The 21,531-nt window shown below is 30.7% G+C and carries 17 protein-coding genes; 5 read left to right on the top strand and 12 right to left on the bottom strand.

All coding sequences use genetic code 11. The features are described from left to right. Positions 1–156 precede the first annotated feature (156 nt). The 3 genes from Q0891_RS15305 to Q0891_RS15295 form a co-directional block, all read right to left on the bottom strand. Positions 157–1,776 (bottom strand): amidohydrolase, encoded by a 1,620-nt coding sequence (locus Q0891_RS15305; RefSeq protein WP_299103032.1) that lies wholly within the window; start codon positions 1,774–1,776, stop codon positions 157–159. Between the two features lie 167 nt (positions 1,777–1,943). Then, positions 1,944–3,665, bottom strand: a complete 1,722-nt coding sequence (locus tag Q0891_RS15300) for a TonB-dependent receptor (protein WP_299103031.1) — start codon at positions 3,663–3,665, stop codon at positions 1,944–1,946. 60 nt (positions 3,666–3,725) lie between these two features. Continuing rightward, positions 3,726–6,746 (bottom strand): tetratricopeptide repeat protein, encoded by a 3,021-nt coding sequence (locus tag Q0891_RS15295; RefSeq protein ID WP_299103030.1) that lies wholly within the window; start codon positions 6,744–6,746, stop codon positions 3,726–3,728. A 238-nt stretch (positions 6,747–6,984) separates the two neighbouring features. Between Q0891_RS15295 and Q0891_RS15290 the strand changes: the two genes are divergently transcribed. Further along, positions 6,985–7,668, top strand: a complete 684-nt coding sequence (locus tag Q0891_RS15290; RefSeq protein ID WP_299103028.1) for a cell division ATP-binding protein FtsE — start codon at positions 6,985–6,987, stop codon at positions 7,666–7,668. Between the two features lie 3 nt (positions 7,669–7,671). Then, complete coding sequence (locus tag Q0891_RS15285) at positions 7,672–8,541, top strand: hypothetical protein (protein WP_299103026.1); 870 nt, start codon at positions 7,672–7,674, stop codon at positions 8,539–8,541. Here Q0891_RS15285 and Q0891_RS15280 read toward each other — a convergent pair. Beyond that, entirely contained in the window at positions 8,538–9,371 is an 834-nt protein-coding gene (locus Q0891_RS15280; protein WP_299103024.1) for a 2OG-Fe(II) oxygenase, read from the bottom strand. The genes Q0891_RS15285 and Q0891_RS15280 overlap by 4 nt on opposite strands. 122 nt (positions 9,372–9,493) lie before the next feature. On the opposite strand from Q0891_RS15280, the gene Q0891_RS15275 reads away from it, so the two are divergent. Both Q0891_RS15275 and Q0891_RS15270 read left to right on the top strand, forming a co-directional pair. Then, positions 9,494–10,786: a hypothetical protein gene (locus Q0891_RS15275; RefSeq protein WP_299103022.1), complete on the top strand. Its 1,293-nt coding sequence runs from the start codon at positions 9,494–9,496 to the stop codon at positions 10,784–10,786. Between the two features lies 1 nt (position 10,787). Then, complete coding sequence (locus tag Q0891_RS15270) at positions 10,788–11,729, top strand: glycosyltransferase family 2 protein (protein ID WP_299103020.1); 942 nt, start codon at positions 10,788–10,790, stop codon at positions 11,727–11,729. On the opposite strand, the gene Q0891_RS15265 is transcribed toward Q0891_RS15270, so the two are convergent. Continuing rightward, entirely contained in the window at positions 11,709–12,119 is a 411-nt protein-coding gene (locus tag Q0891_RS15265; protein WP_299103018.1) for an FdtA/QdtA family cupin domain-containing protein, read from the bottom strand. The genes Q0891_RS15270 and Q0891_RS15265 overlap by 21 nt on opposite strands. Next, a complete protein-coding gene (locus Q0891_RS15260; protein ID WP_299103016.1) occupies positions 12,119–13,213 on the bottom strand; it encodes a glycosyltransferase in 1,095 nt (364 codons plus the stop codon). The genes Q0891_RS15265 and Q0891_RS15260 overlap by 1 nt, the downstream gene beginning before the upstream one ends. 44 nt (positions 13,214–13,257) lie before the next feature. Between Q0891_RS15260 and Q0891_RS15255 the strand changes: the two genes are divergently transcribed. Then, positions 13,258–14,400, top strand: a complete 1,143-nt coding sequence (locus tag Q0891_RS15255) for a glycosyltransferase (protein ID WP_299103015.1) — start codon at positions 13,258–13,260, stop codon at positions 14,398–14,400. Between the two features lie 6 nt (positions 14,401–14,406). Here Q0891_RS15255 and Q0891_RS15250 read toward each other — a convergent pair whose 3' ends face one another. From Q0891_RS15250 to Q0891_RS15225, 6 genes are read right to left on the bottom strand one after another with little or no spacing between them, the layout of a single operon-like run. Beyond that, positions 14,407–15,696 carry an O-antigen translocase gene (locus Q0891_RS15250; RefSeq protein ID WP_299103013.1) on the bottom strand — a complete coding sequence of 430 codons (1,290 nt, stop codon included), beginning with the start codon at positions 15,694–15,696 and terminating at the stop codon, positions 14,407–14,409. A 3-nt stretch (positions 15,697–15,699) separates the two neighbouring features. Next, positions 15,700–17,010 (bottom strand): O-antigen translocase, encoded by a 1,311-nt coding sequence (locus Q0891_RS15245; RefSeq protein ID WP_299103010.1) that lies wholly within the window; start codon positions 17,008–17,010, stop codon positions 15,700–15,702. Further along, positions 17,011–18,105, bottom strand: coding sequence for a DegT/DnrJ/EryC1/StrS aminotransferase family protein (locus tag Q0891_RS15240; RefSeq protein WP_299103008.1), 1,095 nt, complete (start codon positions 18,103–18,105; stop codon positions 17,011–17,013). It lies immediately after the preceding gene. Between the two features lie 12 nt (positions 18,106–18,117). Continuing rightward, positions 18,118–19,035 (bottom strand): hypothetical protein, encoded by a 918-nt coding sequence (locus tag Q0891_RS15235; RefSeq protein ID WP_299103006.1) that lies wholly within the window; start codon positions 19,033–19,035, stop codon positions 18,118–18,120. 2 nt (positions 19,036–19,037) lie between these two features. Next, a complete protein-coding gene (locus Q0891_RS15230; RefSeq protein WP_299103005.1) occupies positions 19,038–20,483 on the bottom strand; it encodes an MBOAT family O-acyltransferase in 1,446 nt (481 codons plus the stop codon). Between the two features lie 31 nt (positions 20,484–20,514). Continuing rightward, on the bottom strand, positions 20,515–21,510 hold the full coding sequence (locus Q0891_RS15225) for a GNAT family N-acetyltransferase (RefSeq protein ID WP_299103003.1): 996 nt from the start codon (positions 21,508–21,510) through the stop codon (positions 20,515–20,517). Positions 21,511–21,531: the final 21 nt, after the last annotated feature.

The raw sequence follows: 21,531 nt of genomic DNA, 5'->3' as shown, positions 1-21,531 counted from the left end.
TTCTCGCAAAGACATTAAGGCGCAAAGTTTAATAAATGCATAGATTATATCTTAATAATTAAATCTATGATTATTAGGAACTGTGCTACTGTATAACTCTGAAGCTTTGATTCTCTTAAACTTTACAACTTTGTAAATTTTCTAAACTAGTCACTTTTACTGCACCTCTCCACCAACAACAGTATTCAGCACCTTAATATTAGGAATCTCCTTAGTCTCAACCGTCATAATATCTTTATCTAAGATGATAAAATCTGCAAATTTCCCTACTTCGATACTACCTTTTTCATCCTCTTCAAAATTAGAATACGCTGCCCAAATGGTCATTCCTCTTAAGGCTTCTTCTCTGGTTAAAGCATTTTCCATTTGAAAACCGCCTTCTGGATATTGCTCTAAATCTTGTCTACCAACTGCCGCGTAAAACGTTAAAAATGGACTAACGCGTTCTACCGGAAAATCAGTTCCTAAGGCTACTTTTCCATAAGCGTCTAATAATTTTTTGTAAGCATAAGCACCTTTAATTCGTTCTTCTCCTACTCTATCTTCTGCCCAATACATATCACTCGTTGCGTGCGTTGGTTGAATTGATGGCATGATATTTTTATACATTTTAAAATCTTCATCCGATACAATTTGTGCATGTTCTACACGCCAACGTCTATCTTTCTTCCCTTTTAAAACCTTAGTGTACGTTTCTAAAACAGCACTATTAGCAGAATCTCCAATGGCATGTGTGTTCATTTGAAACTCAGAATTTGCAATTCGCTCTGCAGATTTTTTTAGAGTTTCTAAATCCGTAACCATTAAACCTAAATGCTTTGGCTTATCACTATAAGGTTCTTTTAATAATGCACCTCTAGAACCTAATGCACCATCTGCATAAAATTTAAACGACCGTACATTTAGTCGGTCTGTTTTTATGATCCCTTTATTTAAAAAGTAGTCTACATTCTCTTCAGAATAAGATACCATAGCATAAATACGCATTTTTAATTTACCAGATGCTTGAAGGTCTTCAATTAGCTCAATAGATTCTTTATTTAAACCTGCATCGTCTACGGTTGTTAAACCAAGTTCAAAACATATTTTTTGCGCCTCCAATAACGCTTTGGCTGCTTCCAGTTTTGTTGATTCAGGCCAAAATTCCATTACCAAAGATTCTGCATTGTCAATTAAAACACCTGTTAATTCTCCGTTTTCTAAAACAACTTCTCCTCCATCAATTTTACTTTGCTTTGTTACTTTACCTAAATCTAAAGCAGCTTGGTTGGCTAAAATCGCATGGCCATCTATACGTGTTAATGCTATTGGTGTATTAGGAAACAACTTGTCTAATAATTTTTTATTAGGATATCTTTTATCTTCCCAATCATTCTGATCCCAACCTCGACCTAAAATAAATTTTTGTCGTTTTACATTCTGAAAATCTAAAACACGCTTCACAACTTCTTCAAAACTTTTAGTACCAACTAAATCAACCGCTTGCTGATTAAAACCTAATCCTAGAAAATGACAATGCGCATCAATGAATCCTGGTACTAAAGTATTACCATTAGCATTTAACGTATCAATAGCTTTATACGTATCGTTAATTTCTGAAATTGAACCGACTGCAATGATTTTACCATCCTTTACAGCAAAAGATTCCGCTTTATTAAAGTTTTTATCTACCGTGTAAATATTAGCATTTGTAACTATTAAATCAGCTTGAAGCTTATCTTTTTCACAAGCAAATAGTGTAAATAGGATTACAATGGGAAGAATTTTTTTAATCATCGTATTTTGTTTTGGTGGTTGGTAATCTACGCTATTAGTTGAATAAAATTATAAGCAATACGGCAGACTGTTGTAAAAATAAGAAAAGCGTTTCGGAACTGAAACGCTTTTTGAAATATCTAAATAGATCTTTTTTACTTTATAATAGAATCTCAAATAATTCCTGATTAAAAATCGAACTGATACGTTGCTCCTGCCAAAATTTGAATCCCTTGAACTGGATAATCTAACCAACGATCATAATCTTGATTAAAAATGTTATTCGCTTTAGCAAATACAGATAATTGCTCATTGATTTTATATCCAACGTGCGCATTTAAATCAAAATAACTATCTAAACTTACTCTTGTCACGCTAGGTTGTGAAAACAACATATTTACAATTCTTTCATCTTTACGTTCTCCAACAAAATAACCACTAGCACCTGCAAACCATTGTTCTGTGATTTGATAATCTACAAATAAAGATGCTTCCAAATCTGGCAAATTCCATGCTTGCGCTTGATCTTTTGTATCATATGCAAAATATTCTCCTTTGATACCCAAAGAAAAATTTCTGTTGACATCAACATTCAATTCTCCTGCTATTGAAAATGTAGTGATATTATCGTAAACAACTCCAAATGAATTTCCGAAATGATAGTCTTCAGAAGCTATTTCTGGCGCAGCATTAGATTTAAATAGAGCTTTTCCTTTCTCAGATCCATAACTACCTTTCACATTATAACTTAAGTTATTTGTTAACTTACCTTTTACACCTACAAATGCGTTAAATTGCTGATTGGTTGGTGCTATAGCAAGTGTTGGTGCTACAAACGGATTAACATTAGCAAAGCTATAATATGAATTTTGATTAACTGACCCCTTTAATCCGCCATAAGCGATTAAAAGTTCGTCTACCAAACGGTAAGAAGCATCAACATTAGGATGAATATAGAATTTACTTTTACTCAATTCTGTGTCATTAAGGAACGTTAATCTTACACCTAAATTAATGGTTAAATCATCTTTATTTAATTGATAAGAAGGTGCTAAACCAATCATAAAATTCCCATAGTTAAGTTCTCCTATCCCATCATAATCAGCATCAAAACTTCCAGAGATTCCGTCTAAAAACACTTCAGCATCAATATCTGCATCACGTATAGATACTTCAAAATTAGTACTAGCATTAAACAAGTTCTCTCCAGAACCTCTATCATCTCCAAATCGTCTAAACCGAATACTTGCATCTTTTACGAGTGCATCATCAAAATCAATTTTTCCACCAATATTAAAGCTTGTATATGTATGCTTAGAATCTATGACATCAGCTTCTGCTTCTCCAAAAAAATCTTGAGGTAATCCATACCAATTATAAGTTTGTAAATCAAATCCTCCATCTACTTTCCATGTAAATTCTCTTAAACTTTTTGAGTAATGTGCATTCAATTTCGTTTTAGAAAAATTATCGTCTAATAATAAATTGTCTATTCCGCCTTGCGATGAATGATGACTAAAGTAACCACCAACATTCTCATCTCTACTTAACTCATGGTTGAGATAAACTTCACCTAAAATCGTGGTATACGTACCAATACCTAAAGAGGCATAATTGTCATATAACTTTACAGCTTTAGCTTTATCTACCGTTGCTGCTTTACCTTTTGCAGGTGTAAATGTTGACGCCACAGGAATTGAGAAAATATTATACTTTATTTCTTTCTTCTTTACAGCATTTGAGTCATTCAATTTAGGATTATCTTTAATTTTAAAGGCATCTGAAATTGTTGGTTGATATGGTTTAATAACGTTAACCGTTTGGTCTGCAATTGTATCCTTTTCTTGAGCTACGACAAAAGAAAGACTACTTGTAATGGTTATAATAAAAATTAAAAACTTGATTTTCATTTTATATGTTTTGATTTGAATATGCTTCAACTAAGAGATTCCCTTTTTCAAAGGAATTTGTTAGTCTTCAGTCTCAATTGATGAATTCGTTTTTGCTTCTTCTGCTTTTATTTTGTTTAATTCTTGTTGCGCTTCATTTACAACCTCTATAAAATCTGGAAAGTTACTAATCACACTTTCTAGTATGTATGTGGCTTGAAATGCATCTCCTAAAGCATAGAAATTCTTAGCCATAACTACTAAGCCTTTTGCACTATACAATTTGTAGCTTCCATAATCCTTAGCTAATCTCTGAATAACAGTATTGGATGCTTCATATTCACCAGCTTTGTTTTTAAAATAACCATTGTAAAATAAAGCTTCTGCTGCCACACTACCAGCTGCAATTTTTTCAACCTCAGCATATGCCGTTTTTGCTTTAGTTTCGTTTCCTGTTTTTATGGCAGATCGAGCTATGATTAATTTAGCATCGCTTTTTATTTTGTTATCTAAATTTGAATTGCTCAGCACTTTATCAGCATAACTTTCTGCTTTTGAATAATCTTCCGTTTGGTAATAAGCATTCATCAGGTTAGACTGCGCATAGATGACATTTTGTGGATAATCTGCTTCTAACTCTAAGCTTTTTAAAACAGGTATGGCTTCACTCCAATTAGAATCATCTAAATAAATCTCACAAAGCTTAACGGTTGCTTGCTCTGTATATTCAGATTTTGAAGCTTGTACCACAGCTTTATAGTGTGGCTGTGCATTTTCTAAAAGCTCCTTTTTATAATACAATTGCGCTAAGTAAAAATGAGCTTTCAAACTGTGAATCCCTTTAGGAAACTCATTTAAATAGGTATTGAACTGACGAATTGCTTTATCCGTTTCGTTATCTAAATATGGTTTTTCTGCTGCTAAATATGTTGCATTATCTAAGTCTACATCTGTAACCTCAACATAATCTAATGTTCTAACCCAAGTTGCATATTCATCTACACGACCTAAATCAATATAAATTAATCTTACTGTTGACACGGCTTGTACTGCCTCACCAGAACCAGGAAAATCTGTAGCTACTTTCTTAAACTTACTTAAAGCACGCTCATTATCATTTCCGTTATAATACACTAACCCTTGACGCAACAATGCCTTAGATGTAAACGCACTTCTACTATACTCAGAATTTAAACGATCATACATTTGCATCGCCTTATCTGTATCGCTTGCCTTTACATAAGAATTAGCCAACTCGTACATAGCATCATCTCGCAAAGCCGACTTTGGATAATCATTAATAAAAGATTTTAATTCTGAAATTTTTGACGACCCTTTACCCAAATAACCTTGACTCATTGCAATTTGAAATGCCGCATAATCAGATTCTATTTTATTAATCTGAATCGCTTTTTTGTACGCCGAAATAGCATCATTATAATTGCTAGAAACAAAATAACCATCTGCTAATCTTAAATAAGCATCGTTTTTTCTTAATAAATCTGATGCGTTAGCTATTATAAATTTGTCAAAATAACTAGATGCATTTGTATATTCTTTCAACTTAAAATACGTGTAAGCTAAGTTGTAATTAAGGTTTTCATTTTCCTCTAAACTTGACGCTTCAGTTAATCCTGCAAACTGCTTAAAACCAATTAAAGCTTTATTATAATCCGTAAGGTTGTATTCCGTTTCGGCTTTCCAAAACGTAGCTCTAGCGACATAAACTGGGTCAATTGATTCTTTTAAAGATCCTTTAAACAAATCTAAAGCCTCATTGAATTTATTTTCATTATACAATTCTACAGCTCTAAAAAAGGCTACCTTTTGATACGCAGCTTTATTCTCAAAACTATTTTTTCCTTTTAACAACACTAAAGCTTCCTTATAGTTTTTAGACGTAATGTAAGAATCTATTAAAAGTGTTTCAATCTCTTCTTTATAACCAGAATTTGGATATTGCTCTAAGTAACCTGTTAAAACTTGAGGTACTGACTGATAAGGATTGCCAATTTCATAACTAATCTTTGCATAATTTAACCATGCATCTTCCTGAATTTTTAAATCATAATCCATTTGAGATGCATTTCTAAACGCATTTAAAGCTTCTTGTTTTTTATCTAAATTGATATAGCTTTCACCTAAATGGTAATAAGCATTTTGTGCAACAGAATTGTCGCCTCCAATAATTTTATTGAATTCTGAAATAGCACTTTCAAAATCATTTTGCTTGTAATATGCGTAACCCAATTGGTAATAATCCGTATTATTCCATTTACGTTTTTTGCCTTTGTATTCTTTTAAATAAGGAATTGCTTCTGTGTATTTTTCTAGATTAAAATAGCTTTCACCAATAATCTTAGAAAGTTCAGATTTCTCAGCTGCATTACTTTTTGGTAATTGTGCCTCTGCTAGCTCAATGGCTTTTTCAAACTTACCAAGTTTAAAATTTAAATCTGCTTGATAATAAGATAACTTCTCTTTATACTTTTCATTATCACTCACTTGATCAAAATATTCGTTAGCTGTATCATAATCATCACCTTGGTAAGCCAAAAATCCAATATAATATTTGGCTTGTGATCCGTATTCTTTAGAATTTACAACGCGGTTTAAATATTTAGTTGCTTTCTTTTCTTCTTTAGTAGAGTATAGTGAATAGCCATAATTAAAATTGAAACGTTCTTTTTCTGAACGAGCAATACTACGTTCATCTACACGCTCATACCATTTTCTGGCATATGCATATTTACCATTATTAAAATAATAATCTGCAACATCTAAAAAGGCCGTATTTCTTTTAGTACTTGTAGGATATTCATCTACAAAATCGGTAATTAAATCGTCAGCATTTTTCTGGTTTAAACGTACAGCGCAGTTGGCGATATAATACGCACAATCCGATTGAATTGTAATATCATCTGTATCCTTTTTTATATCCCGAAATAAAGATTGAGATGCGTTATACTGTTTATTATTATATAAGGTTAAAGCCTTTTGATAGTCTTGTAAATCACTAGTGTAAACGGCAGATTTTTGTGCCATTAAAAGTGATGTAAAAACTAGAAAAACGATGATTAACTGTTTTTTGAGTAACACCATTATTTTACAATTTTTTGAATGATTTAATTTAGCATCAAATATAATTCAATACCAAATCTATAACGATAGAATTTGCTTATAATTATACACGGAGTTATTAATATTTACTCAAGAGTTCTTTGCTCAGGTACTTTTAGGTTGATGCTTTCGTTTTAGTTTCATAAATTAACTTACAGCTTTTGGCATTTGAAATTTTAAGCAATACATTTACACTTACCAAAATTTTTATATCAACACTATGTCTGAAACGGTTTTAGAACTAAAAGATGCTACCATTTACCAAGGCGAAAGCATGGTACTTTCTAAGATTAACTTTGAAATGCAAAAAGGCGACTTTGTTTACCTCATAGGAAAAACAGGAAGTGGAAAAAGTAGCTTTATGCAAACCCTTTACGGCGATTTGCAATTAACAGAAGGCGAAGGCTCTGTAGTAGATTTTAACTTAAAAACTATGAAGGAAAAGGATATCCCTTTTCTAAGACGAAAATTAGGTATCGTATTTCAGGATTTTAAATTATTACCAGACAGAACAATAATGGGTAATTTAGAATTTGTTTTAAAAGCCACAGGTTGGAAAGATAAGGAACGTATTAAAGACAGAATTGATACAGTTTTAGATAAAGTTGCTATGAAAACAAAAGGGTTTAAATATCCTCATGAACTTTCTGGTGGCGAGCAACAGCGTATTGCCATTGCACGTGCGTTACTGAATGATCCAGAACTTATTTTGGCAGATGAACCAACAGGAAACTTAGATCCTCAAACTAGTATTGAGGTTATGGAAGTTCTGCAAGACATTAATAAAAATGGAAACACTATTTTAATGGCTACTCATGATTATGCTTTACTATTAAAATACCCAAGTAAAACCTTAAAATGCGACGAAAACAAAGTTTTTGAGGTAGTACAACGTAAGAGTTAAAATATGAGTTTTTTATTAAAACGATTAACTCAAAAACGCATCTGGACAAGGATCTACAAAGAACGATTATCAGAACCTTTACATTTAAACATCATAAGCTTTTTTGTATTTCTATTTGGTTCTTTTAGAAGTAAAGTATTGTATGATTTGGTTTTAAGACCTCATCATGCTTACAGTATTTTAAAAGCTGCAGATCAAGGCAAAGCACGTGGTTTTACAGAGATTAGTATTTTAGAATTTGGAGTTGCTCATGGTAGTGGATTAATGAACATGATTAAAGTTGCTGAAAAAGTAACTAATACCACCGGAATTAAAATAAATATTTATGGTTTTGATACTGGTAAAGGTATGCCAGAACCTATAGATTATAGAGATCATCCTGAGTATTACAATACAGGAGATTTCCCTATGAATAGAGATCTACTTGAAGAACGAATAAAAGGAAAAGCACAATTATTCATAGGACCAATTAAGGAAACTTTAAAAGAATTTTTAACGTCTACATCTTCAAAAACACCCATAGGATTTGTGTCTATTGATGTCGATTATTATAGTTCTACCATGGAAGTTCTAGAATTATTCAAGGAAGACCCTAATCTGTTTTTACCTCTAACTTATATATATTTTGATGATATCTTTATGGAAAACCATAATGACAAATCTGGAGAGTTATTGGCTATAAAGGAGTTTAACGAAGCACAGAAATTAAGAAATATCTCTTACCATAAATTTTTAGTAAACAAACGTTTATTCAAGAATTCTAATTGGACTAAGCAGATCTACTATTTTCATGTGTTAGACCATCCATATAGATTTGAAACGCAAAGAAACGATGCTAAACGCGTATTAGATAATCCTTATCTTAATATCTAAGAATCAGAATCCTTTTTATAAATGTGAGGATTTTTTCGGACGCCTTTTTTAAACACCTTTCGTACTAAAGTTCTTAATTTGGCATCCGTATCAAGAATAATGTTTTTGATAGTCTCGTCTGGTCTTCCTTTATATTTAGTAACATGAAATTTATCGGATTCCTTTAAGGCATTTGGACTAAAATAATAATTAGAAATACAACATCTCGCCACATCTACAGAGTTAACCTTATTTACAGAATGCCAAGATGCATCATGTGTAGCCATTACAACTAAACGATTAAATTTACTTTCTACTACAATAGGATTTCTCTTTGGACCATTTGGCCAAAGCTCTAAATGTCCTCCATTTTTTAACTCCCAATTTGGCGTAACATAATATAGCAGATTTAAAACGCGCCAACGTTCGCGTTCAGCATCATGAGAATTATCTAAATGTGGATTTAAAAAATTCTGATCTGCCATAAGTGACAATCCTCCTGCATAAAGTGAATTATCAGCATATAACATTTCAATTTCACAAATACTACCAATTAATTTAACCACGCGCACATCTTGAAAAGCATAAATCACTTTTTCTAACAAAGGGTTGTGATTGTTCATTTGGGCAGATACATATTTATATTCCCTTATGGTATTTAAACAGCGCATGTCGCTTTTATTAGGAAACACTTTATAACATGCTTTTGCAATATCTTCTGGCAATAAATTATCGATATAGAAATAACCAATGCTAGATTGAGACGCATTGTAAGTGTTTAAAATCTCAGCTCTTTGAGCTACGATTTTATCACAAATATGATTAATTATTTCTTCGGAAGTGTAATTCAATGGTCACTAATTTAAAGCTATTGCAAGATAAATTAAATTCGTTTAATGCTAAAGTCTTTGACCTTCATTTATAATTTAATTACATTGTACTCCAATTACAAAACTAGAGGTCTTAGCCATACATGAAAGTCATTTGCCTTAGTACATTAGATAAATTTTCTAGATTTTATCTTGATATTGAGCGTCAACTAAAAGCTAAAAACAATTCAAAAATTAGCTTAAAAGTTTACAGCCTCTATGTTAGTGGTTTTCTTTATACATTTTTGCGGCTAAAACCGAGTACTTGGGTTACTGCAAAAGCTTGGATATTGGCAAAGCGCAAACGAAAACATTACGTTAAAATTATTTCTTCCCAAGACCATTATAAGTCTATTGAGTTTCATAAATATTATAAATTCCACACTGCTTTAAGTAACAAGATATCCACCACATCATTACAGCTGCAAACCTTAGCGTATATTGACATATTTGATGCTCAATTCACAACAGAACAACCGAACTATCTAATTACCATTGGCGACTCAAGACTTTGTATAGAAATTGCAATTGCTGTAGCAAAAAGTAAAAACATAAAAGTCTTTTACATTGAACAAGGTCCTTTTAACACCACCTTTTTTGATGACAAAGGTGTAAATGCAAATATCAGTATACGCAAGAAAACGATTACTATAAATACCGACTACACAGATTATTCAGATAGTTACAGAACTAACACCAAAAAATATAAGAGATCACCAATATATCGTGGTTTAGATATCGTTCTAATGACTTTGTTTGAAAACACGTCATTGTATCCGCCAGATTTAAAATACAGTGATTTAAACAGTTACAAACCTAAGGCTTCTAACATAAATGATAAACACACTCAACATCAAAATTTTGTATTACTGATTTTGCAAGTACCCTTAGATGTTAATATGATTAATCACAGTCCTAATTATAAATCTCATACAGAAATACTAAAAGACGTCTATACTAACTTGCCAAATAAGGTAAAATTAATAGTGAGAGAGCATCCTCTTTATAAAAACAAATACGACTCCAGTTTATATCAATTTATCAATAGCAATAACATTCAAATTGATAACGAAATGAGTTTGAATACTGCCTTAGATACTGCAAAAATTGTTTTAGTTAATAATTCTACAGTTGGTATTGAAGCCATATTTAAATATAAACCTGTTGTTGTTTTAGGCAATGCCTTTTATGATCACAAAGACCTTTGCTTTAAGGTTGAAGATAAAAAGGAGCTATCAAAACTTTTAGAAAAGGCTTTAAACCATGAACCTAACAAATTAAAAATTGATACTTTTAAAAACGAACTATTCAATACTGTTTTACTGCAAGGTGCTATAACGGACAAAAATTTAAAGTCCTCCAAAACGATTGCTAATCAATTACTAGCAAATGAATAATATGCCATTTTTTTCGATTGTAATTCCTTTGTATAATAAGGAAGATTATATATCTGACTGCCTTAAAAGCGCCTTAAATCAAGATTTTGATGATTATGAAATTATCATTATAGATGATGGTTCAACGGATAATAGCGTCCGTATAATAAAGACATTTTTATCATCTAAAATTAAGATTTTTCATCAGAAAAATTCAGGAGCTAGTGCAGCGAGAAATAATGGTGTAAATTTTGCGACGGCTAAATACGTAGCGTTTTTAGACGCAGATGACATATGGAAAAACAACCATCTAAATTGCTTAAAAGCAAGTATATCACTACATCCAAAAGCCGGTCTTTACGCTAATAACTACTGTATAAAGCATAATAAGGATCATATTGTTCCCGCAAAAATAAATATTGTAAATAATACAAAGCAGCCAATTATTATAGAAGATTTTTTCAAGGCAAGCCTTTGTGACACAATTGTTTGGACATCTGCTGCAGCAATGGAAAAATCTAAATTTATAGATTACGGCATGTTCAATCCTATTTACTTAAGTAGTCAAGATCTCGATTTATGGATTAGAATCGCGTTAAACGAACCAATAGTTTTTAATCCGGAAATTACAATGATTTACGATAAATCTATTGATGGGAGTTTAGGAAAGTTTGAGGACAATGCAGCTCGATTTATATTATTTAATTCCTTTACAGCATATGAAAAAGACAATTTATATTTAAAAAAATATTTGGATATAAAGCGCTATGGATTAGCTCTGAGAACAAAAATCAATGGAGAAACTAATATTTACAAAGACACTTTAACAACTATAAATTATAATAATTTAAATTTCAAACAAAAAACCTTATTAAAGACACCGACGTTCTTATTACAATCGCTAAATAAAATTAGACCCTATATCATTAGGAGTAAAATCTATCTATACCTTTTTAAAAGCTAAAAACTCATTGAAATCTCTAATATAATCATCCTCATTATACACTGAAGATGCTAATACCAAACACACACAACCTGAAGAGAAATTATCAATTTCTCGCCAAATACCAGGCACAATTAATAAGCCTTTGTGTGGCTTATTGAGATAAACCGTTTTACTTTCTTTTCCATCCTTTAATAGCACATTGAAACTACCAGATAAGGGAATAATAAGCTGATAGAGTTTCTTATGAGCATGTCCTCCTCTAAAAGCATCAGAAGGCACATCATATAAATAGTATACGCGCTCAATTTTAAATGGAATAGTTTCTTTTTCTATAACAGCCAATAAGCCACGCTCATCATGTACTCTTGGAATTTCTATAATCGTAACATCGGTTATTTTAGTATTCATTAATTATCAATTAAGGTTTGCCACTCTTTAGATATCTTTTCAACAGAAAAAGATGCTACACTCTTTTTAGCATTGGCTTTACAACGAAGATATAATTTTTCGTCATTAATAAAACGATTAAATGCATTAGCCAACACTTCAGGATTATGATTTTCTACCAATAAACCGTTGTATTCATTATCCACAACACCATCTTCAAAGTTTTTGTATTCTACACTAATTACAGGAATTCCGCATGCTAATGATTCTAAAACGGTCATTGGAAAACCTTCAAATTCACTTGTTAAAACTGTAAATTTTGAAGCATTTATATATTTGAATGGATTTTCTGAAAACGGTTTAATTTCAACAAAATCACTAAGCTCTAAATTTACAATATTATCATGTATCAACGTTTTGTCTTTACCGTCTCCCATTAGAATCAACTTTATATTTTTACTAGGAAGTTGAGATTTTGAATATGAATCTATTAAAAGTGACAGATTTTTTTGTTTTTCTTCAAAACGTCCATACCAAAAAATATAATGGCTTAATGGTTCTGTACTTTTAACTTTTAAACGATCTATGTATTCAAAATCAATAGGATTATATATGGTTTTTAAATTTTTATACTTATATAATTCGCCAACTTTTTTCTCAATACCATTTGATACTGAAACAATTGATTTCACTTTTTTATAAAAGTACTTTGTTAAAAATTGATTTGGAGGAAAATAAAGTTCTATTGTAAAATTATGAACCACATATATAGTAGATTTCGGATAAATTAAACCTGAAATCATATATTCAGAAAAACGTTTACTGCGTACACGATGATCTATAACAACATCGATATTATTTGATGATAAAAAGTTTTTGAATAAAAGAAAACGATTAAACCTTCCATAAACAGTATCATTTTGCTCTTTAATAGCTCCAAGGTTAAATAACTTTCCTTTAAATGGATATCCAATACTATTTAATATAGTAATTATGTAAACATCATAACCTAAGTCTGAAAGAAAAATAGACTGCATTGCTGCAACTCTGTCCGCACCACCTTCACTTAGTGAACGCGCTACAATACAAATTCTTTTTTTATGTTTACTTTGCATAACCTTTAAATAAAGGATAAAGATATTAAATGAAACCTCAATAAATGAAAGTTTTACTCTTTGGTGAATATAATAGAGCGCAATGGAATATAAAACAAGGATTAAAAAGCTTTGGACATGATGCTATTCTAGTTAGTACAAGAGATGGTTTTAAAAAAGTAGATGTAGACATTGAAATAAGAGATCCTTACAATTCTTATTTTCTAAAAAAATTGAGAATAATTATTAAAAAGTTTTCAGGAATTGATATAACTGCAGTCTCCATTAAGCGCCAAATAAAGTCTAAAAAACATTTATTGTCAAATCATGACGTTGTTCAATTTATTAACGAAGCAATATTTGATTTCGAAAGAAAAGACCAACGTATCATATTCAATTGGCTATCTGATTGGAATAAGAATGTTTTTTTATTATCAGCTGGTCTAGATTATCCAAGTGTTAATTATGCTTTCGATAAGAAATTTAGATATTCTATTTTAACACCCTATTTTGAAAACAAAGGCACTAAGAAAGACTTTTCGCCTGCACTAAGTTATTTAACGGAATCTCATATAGATTTACATAAACATATTTTTAATACCATTAAAGGCGTTGTTTCTAACGATTTAGACTATCACATTCCTTTAATTGGATATAAAAAATATTTAGGCATGATTCCGCATGCTATTGATTTAAGTCAACTTGAATATAGTTTACCCATCATAGAAAATAAGATAGTAATTTTTCATGGCATCAACACACTTAATTACATAAAAAAAGGTAACGATATTTTTGATGACGCATTAAAACTTCTTGCAAAAAAACTACCCAATAAAGTAGAAATCCTAATTACAAGAGATCTACCATACAAAGACTACATTAAGAGTTTTGATAAAGCACATATACTATTAGACCAAGTTTATGCATACGACCAAGGATATAATGCTTTAGAAGCCATGGCCAAAGGCAAAGTCGTTTTTACTGGTGCAGAAAAGGAATGGCTAGACTACTATAATATTGAAGAAGATACGGCTGCTATTAATGCTTTACCAGATGCAGAAGCCATTGCAAAAAAATTAGAATGGTTAATCTTAAATCCTGAAAAAATCATTGAAATTTCAGTAAATGCTAGGCAATTTGTAGAGACTCATCACGATCATATAAAATGTGCTCAGCAATATTTAGACAAATGGCAAGTACAACACTAGTGTTTATTATTCCTTTTGTAAAGTCGGATTATTGTAGTAGTGTTTTATAACAAAAATTACAACCACAAAATAGATAACGTATCTCACAAAATGTGCTAATACAACGCCTTCTGTTCCGTAATATGAAATAAATATTTTACTTAAAACGAAAAACAATATCAGAGATATTAATTCTGTTATCACAAAACTTTTTACCAAACGCTTTGCTAAAAATTGATGTGCCAAAACCACAGAACTCAAACGCACAAAATCTCCTAATAGTTGCCATTTAAAAAGTGGCTCCATTCCTGTAAATTCAGGATAAATTATTTGAATTATTAGATTTCTAAGCAGGTATACTAATAACATGCCCAATGCAAAGATTGGTAAAATGGTTTTATAGATATTGATAACTTCCTTTACAAATTCTTGTTTGCCTGTAATGTTTGCAAATTTTGGCAATACATATAATGTAAATAAACCAGTTGCAAACACCATGTAATTTTTAGAAATAAAGGTCATTGCTGTCCAATAACCAGCTTCATTAATATTAATCTCTTTTGTGACTAAGGATCTAATATCTAATTCAATATAATTAATTAAAAACGAGGAAATAAAAGACATTAGCGTAAAAGCTAATAGCTTGTTTTTATATACAATACTAAAGTTTAACGTTCTAAAGTTGACATATTGTTTCAAGGTTTTACCGAAGACAAAAACTAATACTATCAACTGAATTATTGGTGTTAACGCAATGGCTATTATTACACCTTTTAAATCTGAATTATACAATCCGTAAACTAAAGCTACTGCACCTAATAAATAACTAATTAATTCAATTTTTGCATAACGCTTGTAATCTGAAAGTCCACTTATGACACCATTTACAATTCTATTAACTGCAATGAAAGGAATAATTACAGCTAAGAGATGAAATACATAGATATACTCTTGATTATAAAACAGATAATCTGAAAAGAATGAAGCACCAAAAAACAATATAGCCGAAGACAGAACACTGCCTACTAATGTAAAAAGTGTAACTGTAGAAAACAGTTTAGATAATTCTGGTTGATCTGCTTTAAACTGAGACACATATTTTACAACGCCTGAAAAAACACCAAGTGTAGAAGTGGTGGTTAACATTGCCAATACATTTCTAACTTGCCCAATGCTTGCAATACCAGATTCTCCAACTGCTATGGCTAACATTCTTTGAATAAAAACAGAAACAACTAATCTAATAGATATAACAATTGCGTTAAGAGATGTAATCTTAAGCACAGTATTGTTACTAATAAACTTAGGTAATTTCACGTTTTAGTTTTCTTCTAAATTATCACTTGGCAAGATGCCAAACAAAGAACTATTAAAAATTAATAAGATTAATGCGAAATACATTGAATAACTAAAAAAGTGTCCCATTACTGCGCCTTTTAATCCGAATTCATCTATTAGAAAAACACTAGAAGCATACATAATTAAAAATAGAAAAATTTCTAAAATAATATAATGACCAAACATTTTCTTTGCCAAAAACTTATAGACAATTACCATTGCTAAAACACGCATTATATCGCCTAATATTTGAAATCCAAACAAATCTACTACTGGTTCAAATTCTTCAGAAAAAAATAAAGGTACTAATATCGATCTACCTAAATAAATAACAAATAGTAGAATTAAAAACACTGGCATTACAATTTTATAAAAACTGAATACTTCTTTTTTAAATTTACTTTTAGAATTGATTGCCGAAAATCGAGGTAAAATATAAAGAACCATCAACGAATTTATAAACATAAGATAATAGTCCGAAACTCGTGTCATGGCTGTCCAATATCCTGCAGCTTCTATACCAAGCGCTGTAATAATGTAGTTTCTAATAATGACCATTACAATTGGTATGGCTATAGCACTTACCAATGCCATAATCATATAAGGACTAAGCCTGTTAATTACCGAGAGACTGATATGCTTTATCTTTATAGTAGTAATTAAACTCTTTCTAAAAGCAATACCAACGATAGTAATAAGTAGGTTTAATGCTGGTGTTATCACAATAGCTAACAATGCACCATTTATATTTTCTCTAAATATTAATAACAAAGTAACAGCAAGTCCTAAAACTTGACATAGCATATTAATGACTAATAAGTATTTCTGTTTAGAAAACCCATTCATAATTGAAAAGGCAAACATATTCAACGCATAAAATGGTAGAACAATAGCCATGGTTTCAATAATATTAGTGTATTTATAATCTTCAGAAAACAATACATCACTAATAAATTCTGCATTATAATAACATAATAATGCTAGGAAAAAGGAAGAAAAGAAGCCAAAATAGAATACAGTAGACAATGTTTTAGAAAGTTCTAAAGCATCCGATTTCACTTGACTTATAAATTTTACTACACCTCTATAAAGACCGGAAATAGCAATAGATTGAATAGCACTTAAAAAATTTTTCAAATTCCCTATCAATGCCATGCCATAAGGACCAATATAAATGGCTATAAATTTTGAAATAATAATACCTGATAAGATTTTAAGTCCAACATTTGCACTATTTAATCCAAAAGTTTTTACTGAATTTTCGCCATTTATGTGATTAAAAAACTTCTTCAATTAATAAGAATTTAATATTTCAACAACCTTCTGAACTTCATTATTTTCTAGTACAGGACTAATAGGAAGACTTATTATCTTTTTATGAATATTTTCAGTTACAGGAAATTCTAAATTAGAAAACGCACTTAAAGCTTCTTGCTTGTGAGGCGGAATCGGATAATGAATTAACCACTCTATGTTATGATTATCTAGATATTCTGTAAAATCATTTCTGTCGTCCACTTCTACTACAAATGCATAAAACACATGATTCTTAGTACCATTATAAAATGGCAGTTTAATTTTAGGATTGTTAATTTCGCTTAGATATACTTTAGCTATTTCTCGTCGTCTTTTATTATCTGCATTCAATTCTCCTAGTTTAATACTTAAAAACGCAGCTTGCATATCATCTAATCTGCTATTATAACCAAGTATCTCATTTGTGTATTTTTCGCTACTACCATAATTACGTAGATGCCGTATAACTTTAGCTAACTCCTCATTATTCGTAGTGATTGCACCTCCATCACCTAAAGCACCCAAATTTTTACTAGGATAAAAACTAAAAGCTGCTGCATGAGAAACATTGCCTGCCATACCCAATTTGCATTCTGCTCCATGTGCTTGCGCTGCATCTTCTATTAGAAGTAAGTCATTGGTTTCTGCAAATTCTAAGATATCTTCAACATCACACAACTGTCCATAAAGATGAACCATTATTATAGCTTTAGCATCAGCTTTACTTTCTTTTATTGAATCTATAGTAATATTATAACTATCTGGATTAGGTTCTACTAAAACTGGCACTAAATCCGCATGTAGAACAGACAAAATCGTAGCAATAAATGTATTCGCAGGCACTATTACTTTATCTCCTTTTTGCAGTTTACCTAATTGAATGTAGCCCTTTAAAATTAAAGTCAACGCATCTAAACCATTTGCAGTACCGACACAAAACTGTGCTCCGCAATAAGAAGCAAATTCGTTCTCAAAATTTATTACGTTTTTACCTAAAATAAAATGCGCATCATCTAAAGATTTACTAAAGGATACTTCAAACTCACTTCTGAATCGGTTATTAATTTTATTTAGGTCTAGAAATTTAATCATGTCTCAAATTAATCAATTATTAGAATTTATAATAAAATCATTAATATAATTGCTAAGCTTTTTTGCGCCTGTTGCGTTTAAATGGTCAGGATCGTAAAAATCATCTTCATTAAAATTTTTAGCCGACATTAAATTTAAATAGCTACAATTTTGAAATTGCTTTTCTAATTTTTTACCAGCTGAACTCACAATTTCATATTGTAATTTATCTAAATGCGTTCTATAACTTTTATATGCTGGCAAGGTAACAAATATCACCTTTAGGTTGTTGTCTTTACCAAGATTGGCTATTTTCTTTATATACTCAATATTTTCTTTTACAAAATCATCATTTTTAGCGGTATGCTTTTTTGCCACAATGAATCCAAGTTCCTCTAAAGATTTATCAGCGCGAGGCGTCTTAAAATTTGCCCAACCTGAGTTAGTCACCGAAATAGGGTCTTCGTTATCTATATAATAATTCTTTAAACGTTTAAGGTTGTTTTTTAGCTTTAGGCTTAGTACTTCACTATTAAATTTCAGCTTATTTGATACGTCCAAATCGTAATACAAATTGTAATCCTTTTGCCTCCAAGCCTCTGCGCTCTCATCTAATTGCTCATGCAATGTGGTATATGACAAACGTATTACAACCGTTTTTAGTTTAGGCAATTCGTTTATATATTTATTCAGTAAAATATAATCTAAATCTATTGTTTGAGAAACATGCGATAAGTTGTAGGCTTCGTTTGTAAAATATTTTGGATTAATGCCATACAGACTATGAGAACTTCCAAGAATTAGAAGCTCAACAGCTTCTTTTTTTAATTCTATTTGTTCGTTCTTAAATTTATAATCATTAGGTATTTGTCGTAATGCAAACTCCATAACAACCATTATGATTATCACAGGACATATAAAATAAACCGTATATGTTATGAACTTTTTCATACCTAAAACTGAAAATAAATAAATTGTTGTTCTTCGCCATTGAAATAGAAAATAAGAAATACTAAAACATAATAAAACACAATACGATAGTGAATTTTATAGTTTGAAAAAACAGTTTCCAAAGCATGTTCTTTAGCTCTACCAATCCATTCAATAATGAAAAAGAAAGCTATTAAGATTAATAAAACAAAAGCCTCACTAGTATTAGACAAATCTGGAAGACTAAACACTGAAAACGAGAATATCCCAGACAAAAACTCTACTGCACTAGTCAAAGAATCTGCTCTAAAAAATATCCTGGCAAAAACTAAAAATAGAAACGTATGAAACATTCCGAACAGCTCTTTTATATTTGGCAACCATCGATTATTTGCTATTATAGATGTGTACTTAGTGTTTTTACCTCTAATTATATAAGGTACAAAATGTAAGGCATTTATAAATCCGTAAACAACAAATTTCCAGTGTGCGCCATGCCAAAGACCAATGACTAAAAATATAGCAAAGGTATTGCGTAATTGCATCCATTTACTACCTCTACTTCCACCAATAGGAATATAAAAATAATCCTTAAACCATGTGGTTAATGAGATGTGCCAACGTCTCCAAAATTCTGCTATGTTTATAGAGAAATATGGAAATGCGAAATTCTTTTTCAAATTAAAACCAAACAGTCTAGAAATACCAATGGCAATATCTGAGTATCCTGAAAAATCACAATAAATCTGAATGGTAAATAAAAAAGCACCAAACAATAATGTGCTGCCTGAATAGTTGGCATAATTTTCAAAAATATCATTTACAAAAACCGCACAATTATCTGCTATGACCATCTTTTTGAAAAGTCCCCAAAGTATTTGTTTTAATCCATCCGAAGCTTTTGCATAATTAAAAACACGTCGCTTTTGCACTTGTGGTAAAAAACTTGAGGCACGTTCTATAGGACCAGCAACCAATTGAGGAAAGAAACATACAAATGACGCAAAAGCTACGAGATTAGTCGTTGGTTTTATCTTATTTCTATAGATATCTATAGAATAACTCATAGTTTGAAACGTGTAAAAACTAATACCAACTGGTAAAATAATATTGAGATAATTTAGGTCTAAATCTCTTCCAAAGAGCTGAAAAGCAGCATTGAAATTTTCTATAAAGAAGTTAAAATATTTAAAGAAACCGAGAATACTTAAGTTAAGTAAAATACTTAAAGTTAAAAATGCCTTTTTAGATTTTAAGCTGGTCTGTTTATCAATCGCTAAACCAATACTATAATCTATAAGTGTACTTACTATTATTAATCCTAAAAAACGCCAATCCCACCAGGCATAAAATACATAACTGGCAATTATTAATAAGACATTTTGAGATTTTAAAGACTTAAAAACAAACCAATAAAGTATAAATACAATTGGTACAAAAATTGCAAAATCTATAGAATTAAATAGCATTATTAATTGGTCAGTGTAGTGAAGGTTAAAATCATGCTTTTATAATTTGAAGCGACTTGTGAGCTGCAGTTTCAATACGATAAGTGTTTGCAGTATGACTGCGAGCACCACAGCTTTCTTTCCAGAAAATAAGACCTTCGTTTATTTTATTGCCATTATCCTCACTTGATATATTAAAATCGAAATAGCGTTTATCCTCACACATTTTATTAATAATATAATCGTATGCCAAATCTAAACTTCCAAAAGAATTTTTATCTACATTACCAGAGACATATTGTGGATGCACTGTGGTTTCGGTTAAGAAAACGGTTGTGCCTGCAACCACTTTATTATCCTTATAAATATTGACTTGTTTAATATTATTAGGGAAACGAGATGCTAACAATTCTATCTCCTCTAGAGAATGAACAGGAAAAACATTATGTTTATTCTTAAGGTTAGGAATAAGAACATCATTCCAAAAACCAGCAAAATTTGAATCTACTTTTAGTTCTAATCCTGCTCTTGTAGCTTTATTGAAGCCTTCTCTTCTATTTTTTTGAAAACGCAATTTATGAGCGTAATCAATAATCATTAACACATCTTTCTTTAATAACTGCGCATTGGCTTTGTACAAAAAGTAATCGAGTTCATCAGATGGCATTTTATTATAAAACGTTGGTATTACTCGTATTTCTAATTCTTGTACGCCTTCAGCTTCATAAAAGGCTAGCATTGCACTAAATGCTTCAAAAGCATAAAAAAACTTAGCACTTCCCTTTAACACAAAGCTTCCATAAGTTAAACCTTGATGAGAAATCACTTTTGTACCAATTTTATTTGCAGGTAGTAAGGCATATAATTCTTCATCCTTAAAGATTAAAACTGAAAAATCTACAAACCTATCACTGTGATAATCCATAAAATCTCTTTGAAACAAGAAGGTGCTATTCTTAGCCTCAGTAATAAATGAATTCCAACGGTCTTTATAAGACGCATCGTACTTTACAACCTTAAACTTACTTTTGATTTTAGAATCTGACATCAATCAAAAATAATCCTAATT

Origin of the sequence: uncultured Winogradskyella sp. (genome assembly GCF_947498005.1) — a bacterium.
GTDB lineage: Bacteria > Bacteroidota > Bacteroidia > Flavobacteriales > Flavobacteriaceae > Winogradskyella.
Note: the sequence above shows the minus strand (reverse complement) of the source record. Positions and strands in the feature narration are given on the sequence as shown.